The organism is Bradyrhizobium sp. P3_C3, from assembly GCF_056402655.1.
Window position 1 is genome coordinate 1 of sequence record NZ_JBFUGY010000055.1, and the last position, 12,447, is coordinate 12,447.

A 12,447-nucleotide genomic window follows, 5' to 3' on the forward strand; every position below is an offset into this window, starting at 1 on the left:
AGCTGCCGAAGAGGCAAGGTGCAAATCTGGATGAACCGAAGAGGCAAGGTGCAAATCTGGATGAACCCTGAATGACGACATTCTCGGTAGCAATCAGACCGCCTGACTCACTGCGCTTCGAGCGCGAGAAATTGATTGGGCGATTGCTTCCGCGGATATCATCGTGGCCAGCGGCCGGGTGCCGCGTTCAAAGGCCGGACATATGACCGCACCGTCATCCCTTGTTCAACCAGAGAAAGATCTTGCAGCCCGGGCCGTTCCACATATGAGTCAGAGCCAAATTTACAGGCCGATTGACAGTTCGATCCCTTGTGCGCCCACCATTAGCGCCGAAGATTCAGTTATTTAGTGTCTTGCTCCCCTCGTGGTGTGCCCGGAAAAAGCTGGGGCACAATGGGGTCACATCCCTCGGCTCACCTTTAGAGGCCGAGCAATCGCTCGCCTTATTGGCTGACAAGATTGTCCATGTGGTTGAGCGCTGGCCAATTTCAATACCGCACCTAGAAATCTACAGCCTAGGCCATTGAAGCGATGGCATGCAGCAGCGAAGGCAAGCGAGATCTAAGCCGATTGAGCAATGGTGTCGTCGGCCGCAATGCTCTCCGCAAACGCCACGCGCCCGTCTTCGACGGTGACACATCCCAGCTTTTCGAGCTCAACGAGGCGAGCGGACAGCTTTACATCGCTTATCACGGCGTCAACGTCCTTTGACTCTGCTACAACCTTGCGCCACTCGCTGAGCAGCTCGTCGCAGGTTGCGCGGTTTCCGAGTCGCTTGAGGGCGCACAGAATGGAGGCGTCGGCGGGATCCAGCGTCACGGTGACGGAGTTGCGAAATACCTTGATGAAGAACAATCCAGCGTTAGTGGCCGCCAGCCAAAACTTGATCGCATCCTGGGTCGCGAACGCAACACCCGCGATGGTCGTAAGTGCTTGAATGATGTCGACGACCCGCACCTTTTTCGCATTCCTCACGACGTGCCGGAGAGAGGTCGAGCTTGCTTTGCCATCAGCCTTGAGCTGCAGGTGATAAAGGGCGGCCTCGTCTTCCACACCCAAGAACATCAGAATGTAGCTCTTGCAGTTGTCGTAGTCGGAACCGTAAGCAGTCGACATCTCGAGGGCGGCGACCGCAACGAGGTCTGCGACTGGTTCATCCTGCGTCATAATACTAGTCACCTTTCGTGGCTTCGTGGATTGCGTTGAACAAGGTCATCGCGTTGCAAAACGGAATGGGCCCCGGCAACTTTCCCAATTCATAGAAATGCTCGTAGACACGCACAGCCGCAACAATATCGGCCGGAACACGTCTTGCGCCAACGTCGAAAACGATCTCGTCGATCCGATTGATCCGGGCCGCAATCGGGCGTGACGCCCGCAGCAGCCCTGTGCCCCGGGGTAGAGCCGATAGAAAGTTGCTGACGATGTCGACCGCGTAGAGCGGTGCCGCTCCGACCGTGACGTAACCCGGCCCCCTCGATAGCAGTCCGGCCGGGCCCCTCCGGCCAGAGTCCGATACACCGGCCAACCCTTGAGGGGCATACAGAAAGGATTCAGCGTGAACGATCTGAGATGAGGACGATGTAAGGTTCCAGTATGCGACTGTGCCCAGATGCGTGAGCGCCTCACCGAGGATCTGAGTGGGAGGCACGTTGACTGAAAACTCTCCGAATAACGTGGGAAGCATTACGATCGCAAGACGCGCGCGCCCAACCCGGGCGAGCTGTGGCTCGAGGGTTTCCCAATCGTGCCCATGGTCTACGAACGTGATGGGCTCGCCATCCCCGCGCGGTTGCACGATGGCATAACAATCAATCGTCTCCGATCCGCCGGCGGCAAGGTAGACGATCGTCTCGCGCGCTTCTTCCAACGCGTGCTTGGCGAGCTCGCCTTCCGGCCATTCGACTAAACCTCGAACGATCTGAAGAAAATCGAAAGGCTGACGAGAAGCCGACGACGTCACCGATCTCACTGGCGAGCAACGCATTGTTCGGACCATTGAAACACATTGACGCTGGGTTGTTGAACATCGCTTACGCCGAAGCAGGTCCGGCCGACGGTCCTCCCGTCATTCTACTTCACGGTTGGCCTTATGACATATACAGCTTCGTCGATGTGACGTCCTTGCTTGCTTCGGCCGGCTATCGCGTGCTTATTCCCTATCTTCGCGGATACGGTGCAACGCGATTCCTTTCCAGTGAGACTTTGCGCAACGGGCAGCCTGCGGCATTGGCGGTGGACGATATTGCCTTCATGGACGCGCTAAGGATCGAGAAGGCGCTTCATCCGGAGGACCGAACTCGCGTTGCCCGAGAGCGGAGCGACCGCTCTCGGGCTGAAGGAACAGTGAAGCAGCCTTAGACCACTGTCTCAGCCCGGGTTCATGGCAGCAAAGGTGGAATCGTAGCGACCGTCCCGCTCGGCCCATCGCCGAGCACGGTCGCGTTCGACCAGCACCTCGCCTCGGGCGTGATCTTCCCGCCCCAGCAGCTGCATCACCTCCGCGACATACGCATCGACGGGCATGGCGCGCGGGTCGGCTGCCTGCTGAGCGCCTGTGAGCTCCGTCTGCACGTAGGGCGGTGCGAGCTCTAGCACTTCGACGGGGACGTTACGGAGCTGATGACGCAGCGACTGGAGCCAAGAATGCAGAAACGCCTTGCTGGCGCAGTAGGTCGGGAAATCGGCGCGGGGCACGAAGGCGAGGTTCGAGCCGGTCGCGATGATCGTCGCGTTTGGTTGCCCTTTCAGGACCGGTAGGAGCGCCGCCGCTACGCGCAGCACCCCCAAAATGTTGGTCTCCACAATCGCCTCAGCGTCGGAGACATCCCAGCTGTCTGCGGTCATGTCCTCCGACCGCGAGATACCAGCGTTGGCGATTATTCGCCACTGAGAATCTCATCAAGGATCGGGCAGTAGCTCACTGATTCACCGATGGAGTCGGCAGAATCCAAGGTGGGCGAAGGCGGGAGAACTCCTCCCAGTGAGGTCCGCCGAGACGTTGGCTTGATCCCGACATCGCAGCGCGCCCGACGATGATTCACCAGGGAGACGTTCCTGGCCTCGCCTCCATCCATTCCGGAGCGTTGCCTATCGGTCAGCGGCTGCGTTCACTCTTGGGTAAAAGGGCCCGGCCGAATGGCCGGGCCTAAGTACCCCCCAAAACGGGGGTGAAATCCGGCCGGGAGGAAGGCCGGAACAGTTTAAGGCAGCAGTGCTTGAGATTGTCGGCCTATGGACCATTGAAATGCCCTGCTATCGGCGCTTCAACGGCTAGCGGCAATGTCTCAGGCCGCGCTTACCTTGTTGCGCGCGTCAGGCTTCGCCGATCCAAAAAAGCGATTGCCTTCAGCTTGTGCCATTCTCGATAACGCGATCCGCGCCGCGGCAATACCTCTAACCGCCCGCAGATTTTGCTTGAAATGATTTGCTCCCTAACACCGTCCGCTTAGGGCGCGATAACTCCAAAAGGGTGGCGTTCAAGTAACAGCGGATCGTGCCCCGGAATCATAAGAGCGCCCCCGTTGCGCACCCATTCCATCGCGGCAAAGCATTCCAGGATATCGCTGGCAGCCCCCGGCGGGTGATTGCGGACAAGATTTTCATACGTCCAGACCGTATCCATCGGGAGAGCCACGCTGCCAACAGTCGACTCGACCTCATAGCCCGTCATGTCCGGGCTGTGACCGCCCAGATGTCGGATGCGGATGCCGTCAACGGGCGTGTCTCCATCCTCAAGCAGAAAGACCCTCGCATTGATGGACTTACGAACGAAGTGGAGGATATCCGCTGGATAGAGCGGATCGGGAATCATGTCCGGATATGTGCTCCGCGCGGCCTCCAGTTGCCGCCAAGCTGGCGCTGAGACATAGATCTTCGCATGTTCAAAGATCCTCAGATTCGAGACGTGATCGGCATGAAAATGACTGACGAAGATCGTGCTGACCTTCGACGGATCGACGCCTTCCTCTCGCAGGAGCTCGGTGAATGGCTTGCGCATCCGCACGCTCCCGCGAACGCCGAGTTCGGCGACTAAGCTGTCGCCGAACGCTCCAGGTGCATCCATGCCCACGTCGAACAGTACAATTTCCTCTCCTCTGCGCGCGAGGAACGCATAGTAGTGAAAGTCCAGCCAACTTTCGAAGCGGTGCTGAAAGAAAACTTGTGCGCCGGGAACGGTTTGGCTCGCATAGTGCAACGCTTTCAGAGAAAAACGGTTGCTCACGTCAATCGCCTCCCTCTCGCGTGCGAAAGTCGAAACCGGCGGTGAGCCCAGCATCAACGACGATCTGTGCTCCGGTAATGCCAGAGGCGGCTGTGCTGGCGAGGAAGACGATCGTCTCTGCAACCTCGGAAGGCTGCAGCAGTCGCCCAAGAGGATTGCGTTCTCGCGTCTACGCAGAAACGCCTCAGGATCCGTCGCCGTGGCAAGGTGGCGTCGGAAAAACGGGGTATCCGTGACTCCGGGGCAGACGCAGTTCACGCGGATATTGTCACGCGCATGATCGAGGGCAAGGGTCCGTGAGACTTGCAAGACTGCGCCCTTCGACGCGCAGTAGCCGATCAGCCCTTGTTCAGCCGAATAGGAATCGATGCTTCCCACGATGACGATGGAGCCACCGCCGCGCTCGATCATGCCGGGCAAGAACGTAGCAATGGGACGGATCACGCCAAATAGGTTGACCTCGATCATCCTGCGCCATTTAGATTCGTCCAAGGTCAGGATTGTGCCTACGTCGAGGCAAGCGGCGGCCAGCACAAGCGAACCGACCGTTGCGCGCATCTCCCTAATCATGCGCGCCGCACCGCGCCAGGTTTCGGGATCGGCAACATCGCCCGTCACTGTAAGCAGACCGGGTGGCACCTCACTCCAGCTGAGATCAACCCCGATGACCTCAGTACCTCTCGCCTGCAAGAGCCGAGCCGTCTCAAGACMGATTCCGGAAGCGGCGCCGGTCACGACGACGACCTCGCAGGTGGACGATGACCGGCCAGCTGAGGTATTGGATACTGGCATTGTGCTTCATACTCCATTATTCCAACCTGCAGCCGCCCATCCGCCGCAAGGCTCAGCCCGTCTCGGCCTCAATATGCGCAATTGCCGCGAGGCCCCGGTCGCGGCACCGATTGTCGAGCTAAAACTCGTCACCATGGTTGCGAGAGGGAGACCGCATACGCGCACGCGTCCTCCTCTCGCAAGGTAGCGCGGGATCCTGCTATGAAGCCCGCCGCTGAGAAAGCTTTTCGTTCATCATAGCGAGATAGCGCGAGGGTAATTCCATGAGCGGCCTCCTCCGCTCGAGCCAGGCTCGATGATCTTCAGCGGTATGCATCGCTTGGTTACCTGGCATTGCTGGCCAGGTGGGTACCGACAGCCAAAGCCGCATCATATGACGGCGACGGGCGAGCTCAGGATGATCCTCGTAGTCCAGGCGCCCGTGAAGGAGCACGCGGTTGTTGAGGAACTGGATGTCGCCTTCGCCGATGTTCATGTCGAGATAGAATTCCGCTGACGAGGCGAGACGCTGCAACTCGTCGAGCGCCTCGACCTGCTCTTTCGTCATCACCGCGTCACCTGCCGCGACGGCTCGCCGCGGATAGTTAGGTTGAATATTGCAGGTGAAATCCCCGCTCTCTCGCGAGAAGATGACGACCTTCTTGACGAGTTCTCCGCTGCCGAATTCTGCGTCCTTTTCGATTCGGCGGAAGACATAGTCGCCATAAAGGACTTTCAGGAGATCGGGCTGATGCTGAAGAAGATGGTTGTGAATGCCCGCCACGCTCGCGATTCTACTGGCGCCTCCGGATTTCGCGGCGCGTAGGCACAGCAGCGCGACGATGTCACAACTGTCCGTGTGCATGTCCTGACCGCCTCCGATCCGGTATCCTCGCCCGTGCTGTTCGATATCGCTCACATCCATTACGTGACCGAGCAACTCGCCACTATGCGATTGTGGCGTGGGGCGCCCAATATATGAACCAAGGCCAAAATAGATGCGGGCAAGATCATCCTCGCTATAGCGTTCGCGCGGTAATCCGCGCAGAAGCAGAAAGCCACGCCCGAACCTCAGGTCATCGCCAACCTTGGCGAGCCAACCGCCGAGCGTCGGAAGAGGAAATGTCGCGGGCGTGATGGAGTTAAAATCTACGTCCCCTAACGAACGCAAGTGAACCAGCGCGTCATCGACCTCCCTGATCTCGCCGGCCGTTAAGAGGTGCATGCCATCATTCCGGTAGTCGATCTCCGGCCCGCTCCACGCACCAGTTCCCTCTACCGGACACTCAAAACCCATCATCAGACTTCCTCCACTCTGTGACGTCGTCGTTTAGACGTCTAGACGTCTGTATAAGACCACAGGGAATTCGGCCTAGTCAAGAGGTGACGGGCTCGCTTCGCGTCCGGCTATTATCGATCGATGGTCGCGGCTGGATCAGTTAGTCGAGTGAACCACCGGCGCGGGATCGGCAAAGGATTCGAACCTCAGCCGAACATTCATGCATTGGTGCGCCCGAGGGGGCTCCGGCATTGTTCAGAAACGGGGAGTACGCGTCGTCATAGACGCCCGCATCAAAAAGAGAAAGAGAGGCGCCGACTTCCTTCAGCGCGTGCGTTTTGTGCTGGCTCGTTCTTCTTGAGTGGTCAGGACAAGATTGACTCTCTCCCCGGCATATCGGGCAGTGGCATATTTAATAGGCACACCTTTGAGGTCAGCTTCGATGCTTTCGATCTGCAAGATCGGCAAGCTTGTTGGCTGCCGCAACAGCTTTGCGTCGTCAACGGAAGGTAAGCTTGTGCTGATTCGCGTGAACTGCCGGATAAAGTCTGGCACACCACACTTGTTGAGTGCCGCCGTAACCGAACCGCCAGCATCTTCGTAAGCTTGCCGAAAGTTGTGAAAGCGCTTAGCCGGAAGGAAGAGGCGCGCCAAACTGATCGGAATGTCCGCATCAGAATTAATCGTGTCTACTACGATCACTTTCGAACCCTCCCTTATGGCGAGAGCCGTCGCGACACGTGGCACGGCGCTGATCTCCGCAAACCACAGCATCTTTCCGCGATGGTTGCGATTCTGCCGCAAGAGGTTCTCTTCGAAGCGAGTCCGCCGGCCGATGATGTAGTCAATCGGATCGTGATGGACGAACGTCCCACGACCACGCTCAATGCGCAGCGCGCCCTTCTGCACCAGAGATGCGATCGCGCGACGGACAGTGTGTCGATGTGCGGAGAATCTGTCTGCAAGCTCGATCTCGCTTTGGATTTTTTCGCCCGCAGCAATTCGTCCAGTAGCGATGTCATCGAGCAGTGCTCGCTCGATCCGCCGCCAGAGCGAAATGCCGTCCTCAAGCGGGCTCACGTGATCTTCATTCATGGTCATGTTCCAAATCGTTCCTCTCTGCCTAGCGCGGCGGAAGACAAGCGACAACGCCTTTGAGCAGGGGAACTGAGAGCCTGCCAGAGCTTTTTCGTTTGACAGACGTCTATACGTCTGTAACTCTCCACCTGAGCTGCGGCCGATTGCGTGCAGAGATGAAAATGCTTTAGGGGGAAGCCGAATGACGGTGGTCATGACGGAGCGAAGCGCTGCTTCGAGCGACGAGAGAACCGAAGGATTCGGACACAGCACGACCGTCGTCAGGCCCATTCATATCGTTGCGACAATTGCTGGGAGCGTGCTGGAAAGCTACGATTTCGCGCTCTATGCATTTTTCGCCGTGCCGATCGCAAAGGCTTTTTTCCCGGCAAAGGACGAGTTCACGAGCCTCATCCTGTCGCTCGCTACGTTCGGCGTGGGGTTCGTCGCCAGGCCGTTCGGAGCTCTTATCATTGGCGCTTATGGTGATCGTGCGGGCCGCCGCGCGGCCATGATGCTGAGCCTGCTTCTCATGGGCGTTGGCATGTTGGTTCCCGCTATTTTGCCGACCCACGCCATGATCGGCCCGGCGGCCTCGATCGTCCTGGTATTGGCCAGACTTGTCCAGGGCTTCGCATTTGGCGGAGACTTCGGCCCGGCAATCTCCTACTTGGCAGAGGGGGCCGCGCCTAACAAGCGCGGCTTTGTGGGAAGCTGGCAACTCGCGAGCCAAGGTATCGCCACGCTGCTCTCGGGCGGAATCGGGGTTACCGTCGCTGCGATTATCGGCGACGAGGCGACGCAGGATTGGGGTTGGCGCATTCCGTTTCTGGTCGGAGTGGCTGTGGTTCCGGTGGGCCTCTGGATCCGCAAAAATCTGCCTGAGACGCACAGCCGGTCGACCTCCGATTACAAGCTTTCCTCCGAGGTTCGGCGCACCTTGGGACATCACGGCAGAGATGTCGCACTGTGCTTCGTGATCTTGATGGGCACGACACTGCCCTTCTATCTCCTCGCATATATGACGACTTTCTCGATCGCGACCCTGCACTTGAGTGTCCAAGTTGCTCTCTGGGCGCCGGTCGTGATGGGCATTGGAAACTTGTTCGGCGCATTGGCTGGCGGTGCTCTTTCCGACCGGTTCGGACGAAGACCCGTAATGGTCATACCGAGGCTGTTCCTCATAGCAGCGACATGGCCGCTGTTTTCTTATGTTGTTGCGCATCCCTCAACGGCTAGCCTGTTGATTACGACGGGCGTGCTCGCGACATTGAATCAGATGAGCAGCGCGGTCTGTATGCTGGTTCTGAGCGAGGTCATGCCGAAATCTAGTCGAAGTTTATCCGCGTCGCTCATCTACTCGATAGGCGCAATGATCTTTGGAGGCACCGCTCAGGTGATCTTTTCTTGGCTGATCCAGTACACAGGAAACCCTATCTCGCCTGCTTGGTACATGCTTGTTGCCACCGCGCTGGGTACCGCCGCCATGGCCACGATCCGAGAAACTCGACCAGAACCTGACTTCGATCGCTGATGTGGGACCAATCGCCGCGATTGCCGTTCTGCCTGACGGACTAACGACGCAACGGGCATCTATCGCGCACACCGGCGCCTCATCACAACAAATAGAGCGACCAAAATAAGAACGCGTCAATCAGCTGCAAGAAGTGAGCAACGTATGAGCCGCAAAGTCATCATCACCTGTGCCGTCACCGGCGCGATCCACACGCCTTCGATGTCGCCGGCGCTGCCCGTGACATCGCAGCAAATCGCGGATGCCGCAGTGGAAGCCGCCGAAGCGGGCGCGGCAATCGTGCACCTGCACGCGCGCAACCCTGAAACGGGCCAGCCCGACCAGTCACCGGAAGCCTTCGCGCCGTTCCTCAAGATCATCAAACAGCGCTCCAATGCTGTGATCAACCTCACCACGGGCGGCTCACCGACCATGACGGTGGACGAGCGCGTGCGTCCCGCCGCGGTCTACAAGCCCGAGGTCGCCTCGCTGAACATGGGCTCGATGAATTTCGGCTTCTTCGGCATGCTCAACCGCTTCAGGACCTTCAAGCACGACTGGGAACGCAAACATGTTGAGAACAAGGATATCGTGTTTCGCAACACCTTCCAGGACATCGAGTTCGTGCTGAAGACGCTGTCGACGACAGGAACCCGCCTCGAGTTCGAGTGCTACGACACGGCGCATCTCTACAATTTGCAATACTTCCTCGACGAGGGCCTCGTGAAGCCACCCCTGTTTGTGCAAACCGTGTTCGGCCTCCAGGGCGGGATCGGCCCGCATCCGGAAGACGTGCTGCACATGAAGCGCACAGCGGAACGGCTGTTCGGCGACAAATTCATCTGGTCCGTGCTGGGTGCCGGGCGCCATCAGTTGCCGATCGCCGCGATGGGCGCCGCCATGGGCGGCAATATCCGTGTCGGCCTAGAGGACTCGCTGTGGGCCGCGCCGGGCCGCATGGCGTCCTCGAACGCCGAGCAGGTGCGGATCGTGCGCAAGATCATCGAAGGTCTCGGCCTCGAGGTCGCGAGCTCGGACGAGGCGCGCGAGACGCTGCATCTGAAGGGTGGCGACAAGCTGGCAGTGTAGCGCGGGGTCAAGAGACGCATTGTCCGCAATTCATTTGCTCGACCAAATCAATCGCATGCGGCTGGCATCATCCCGTCGGGTCGCGCCACCGCAAGCGGACGTTTTGCAACTCATCTCGGAGCAACCATGGATCTCAACATTAACGGCCTGCGGGTGCTGATCACCGCTGGCGCTAGCGGTATCGGATTGGCCACAGCCCGCGCCTTTGCGCGCGAGGGGGCTCTAGTTTTCATTTGCGATGTTGATGAGGCGGCGCTGACTACGCTCGCAATGAGCGATCCTGCCATTACACGCTCGCGGTGCGATGTATCCGATCGCCCAGCCGTGAATACGATGTTCGATGCTGCGGTCCGCGCACTCGGTGGACTCGACGTGCTCGTCAACAATGCCGGCATCGCCGGCCCGACCGCGAAGGTTGAGGAGATGAACCCGGAGGAGTGGGATCGCTGCGTCGAAGTCTGCCTCACCAGCCAATTCAACTGTACCCGGCTGGCGGTACCGCTCTTGCGCGAGAGCAAGAACGCATCGATCGTCAACATTTCATCCGCGGCTGGGAAGGTCGGCTTCGCCATGCGCACACCTTATGCGGCCGCCAAATGGGGCGTGATCGGATTGACCAAGTCGCTGGCAATCGAACTTGGGCCGGACAAGATCCGCGTCAACGCCATCCTGCCCGGCCTCGTCGCCGGCGACCGCCAGCGCCGCGTGCTCGAAGCCAAGGCACAGCAGCGGGGCATTTCCTACGCAGAGATGGAGCGCATCGCTTTTTCCCACACCTCGATCAAGGATTACGTCACGTCGGACCAGATTGCCGACCAGATCGTTTTCATGTGCAGCCCCCGAGGTTGCACGATTTCCGGGCAGGCGATTTCGATCTGCGGAGATACTCAGATGCTCGGATAGCGGAGAGCATGAAAAAGTCATTGGCTACCAGCGCGCCCGGCTCCAACGACGCCTGCGCATCTACTCAAGAACTTCAAAATCGGAAGCAGTACCGTGCGGCTTGTCCTTCAAGCCTTTGTTCACCGTCTCGTCGAAGGTAAGGATTGCAAAGATCTCAGAGAGGGTTTGGCCGAGACTGCAGCGGCGCTCAATCTATGCTGTTTCGCCTACCTATCTCTCCCGCGCGTTCCCGATGCGTCGCCGCTGCTAATCTCGAACTATCCTTCAACCTGGACTTCATACTACTTGCAAAAGCAATATGAACGAATCGATCCTGTAATTTCCCAAGTTCTCCGCTGTCCTGATCCCTTTCGTTGGGGCCTCGGGATAGGACCTAGAGCAGGTTCAGACCCCGAACGCGAGCTATTCGAGGAAGCGGCTCGCTTCGGTATTCGCGGTGGTTTCACTATTCCAATCCACGATAACAACGGAACTATTGCCGCAGTTACCTTTGCCACCGACGAGCGCCGGTCAGCCTTCGAGCGCACAATCGCCGATCATGCGTTGGTCCTACAACTTATGGCAATCTGCTTTCATGCACACGCTCAACGCAAGATGGCATCCGAGAACCGACTTGATGGCATTAATCTCTCACCGCGAGAGGTGGAATGCCTTAGGTGGGCAGCCGAAGGGAAATCGGCCTGGGAGAGTGGGCGTATCATGGGAATCTCACGTCATACCGTGGCATTCCATCTCGAAAATGCCAAAGCAAAGCTTGGGGTTCGATCAACGATTCAGGCAGTCGCTCGGATTGCTTCCGCGACGTTGCATTCCTAAAGCATGCGTCAGAAGTAGTGATCCTCCTTAGCTGAGGAGGCTGCGGGCTCAAGAATCTTGCTCTTCAATAGACCATCGATGTCTTTGGAGGCACGCCATGATGCAGGTCGTCACGCCAGAATACCATGGAAGTTTAGCTCACGAGATCGCCGAAATGCATCGGCTTCGGTATCGGGTATTCAAGGACCGGCTGCAGTGGGATGTCCAAATCAGTGGCGATATGGAAATCGATGAGTTCGATGCGATTGACCCTGTCTACCTAATCCAACGAGCGAGCGACTACCGTATTCAGGGTTGCGTTCGGATGCTCCCATCTGTGGGACCGACAATGTTGCGAGATGTTTTCCCCGCCTTACTGGACGGGAAGTCACTCCAAGCGGATCCTTCAGTTTGGGAAAGCAGCCGTTTCGCACTCGACGTCAGCAATGAGGGGCGCAGCACAATTCATGGTTTGACCAGTGCAACTTATGAGCTCTTCGCCGGCATGATCGAGTTCGGTCTATCACGAAGTCTAACCGACATTGTTACGGTGACCGATATCCGCATGGAACGCCTCTTGCGTCGTGCGGGATGGCCTCTGCGCCGCACAGGGCAGCCGAGAAAATTTGGAAGGACTGAGGCGGTTGCTGGGTTTCTTGAGATCTCCCCGGAATGCCTGACGCGGGTAAGAACTGCGGGAGAGCTACAGTCTCCGGTACTTTGGGAACCTGCAGTGAGAGCTGAGTAAACAACACACCATTTCGACGTATCAAATGTCAGATCCCCTGCCTCAGG

At 58.3% G+C, this 12,447-nt stretch carries 11 protein-coding genes and 1 pseudogene; 6 read left to right on the forward strand and 6 right to left on the reverse strand.

The window, feature by feature from the left end; translation table 11 throughout:
• Positions 1-561 precede the first annotated feature (561 nt).
• Both AC1DW2_RS38295 and AC1DW2_RS38300 read right to left on the reverse strand, forming a co-directional pair.
• Positions 562-1,167, reverse strand: coding sequence for a hypothetical protein (locus AC1DW2_RS38295; RefSeq protein ID WP_477008574.1), 606 nt, complete (start codon positions 1,165-1,167; stop codon positions 562-564).
• A 4-nt stretch (positions 1,168-1,171) separates the two neighbouring features.
• The gene (locus tag AC1DW2_RS38300) at positions 1,172-1,963 is read right to left on the reverse strand and encodes a hypothetical protein (protein WP_477008575.1); all 792 of its coding nucleotides are present in this window, start codon (positions 1,961-1,963) and stop codon (positions 1,172-1,174) included.
• A gap of 23 nt (positions 1,964-1,986) precedes the next feature.
• Between AC1DW2_RS38300 and AC1DW2_RS38305 the strand changes: the two are divergent.
• Positions 1,987-2,283 (forward strand): annotated as a pseudogene (locus tag AC1DW2_RS38305) (alpha/beta fold hydrolase); the annotation flags it as partial.
• A gap of 87 nt (positions 2,284-2,370) precedes the next feature.
• Here AC1DW2_RS38305 and AC1DW2_RS38310 read toward each other — a convergent pair.
• The 4 genes from AC1DW2_RS38310 to phnF all read right to left on the reverse strand — a co-directional run bounded on the left by AC1DW2_RS38310 (position 2,371) and on the right by phnF (position 7,376).
• Positions 2,371-2,883, reverse strand: a complete 513-nt coding sequence (locus tag AC1DW2_RS38310; protein ID WP_477008607.1) for an SDR family NAD(P)-dependent oxidoreductase — start codon at positions 2,881-2,883, stop codon at positions 2,371-2,373.
• A gap of 565 nt (positions 2,884-3,448) precedes the next feature.
• Entirely contained in the window at positions 3,449-4,960 is a 1,512-nt protein-coding gene (locus tag AC1DW2_RS38315; protein ID WP_477008576.1) for an SDR family NAD(P)-dependent oxidoreductase, read from the reverse strand.
• Between the two features lie 256 nt (positions 4,961-5,216).
• On the reverse strand, positions 5,217-6,296 hold the full coding sequence (locus tag AC1DW2_RS38320; protein ID WP_477008577.1) for a TauD/TfdA family dioxygenase: 1,080 nt from the start codon (positions 6,294-6,296) through the stop codon (positions 5,217-5,219).
• Between the two features lie 303 nt (positions 6,297-6,599).
• A complete protein-coding gene (gene phnF / locus AC1DW2_RS38325) occupies positions 6,600-7,376 on the reverse strand; it encodes a phosphonate metabolism transcriptional regulator PhnF (RefSeq protein ID WP_477008578.1) in 777 nt (258 codons plus the stop codon).
• A gap of 178 nt (positions 7,377-7,554) precedes the next feature.
• Here phnF and AC1DW2_RS38330 point away from each other — a divergent pair, with 178 nt between their 5' ends.
• The 5 genes from AC1DW2_RS38330 (at position 7,555) to AC1DW2_RS38350 (ending at position 12,400) form a co-directional block, all read left to right on the forward strand.
• A complete protein-coding gene (locus tag AC1DW2_RS38330) occupies positions 7,555-8,886 on the forward strand; it encodes an MFS transporter (RefSeq protein ID WP_477008579.1) in 1,332 nt (443 codons plus the stop codon).
• Between the two features lie 144 nt (positions 8,887-9,030).
• On the forward strand, positions 9,031-9,954 hold the full coding sequence (gene kce / locus AC1DW2_RS38335; protein WP_477008580.1) for a 3,5-dioxohexanoate:acetyl-CoA acetone transferase: 924 nt from the start codon (positions 9,031-9,033) through the stop codon (positions 9,952-9,954).
• A 126-nt stretch (positions 9,955-10,080) separates the two neighbouring features.
• Entirely contained in the window at positions 10,081-10,857 is a 777-nt protein-coding gene (locus tag AC1DW2_RS38340; protein ID WP_477008581.1) for an SDR family oxidoreductase, read from the forward strand.
• Positions 10,858-10,950: 93 nt separating this feature from the next.
• The gene (locus tag AC1DW2_RS38345; protein ID WP_477008582.1) at positions 10,951-11,673 is read left to right on the forward strand and encodes a helix-turn-helix transcriptional regulator; all 723 of its coding nucleotides are present in this window, start codon (positions 10,951-10,953) and stop codon (positions 11,671-11,673) included.
• A gap of 97 nt (positions 11,674-11,770) precedes the next feature.
• Entirely contained in the window at positions 11,771-12,400 is a 630-nt protein-coding gene (locus tag AC1DW2_RS38350) for an acyl-homoserine-lactone synthase (protein ID WP_477008583.1), read from the forward strand.
• Positions 12,401-12,447: the final 47 nt, after the last annotated feature.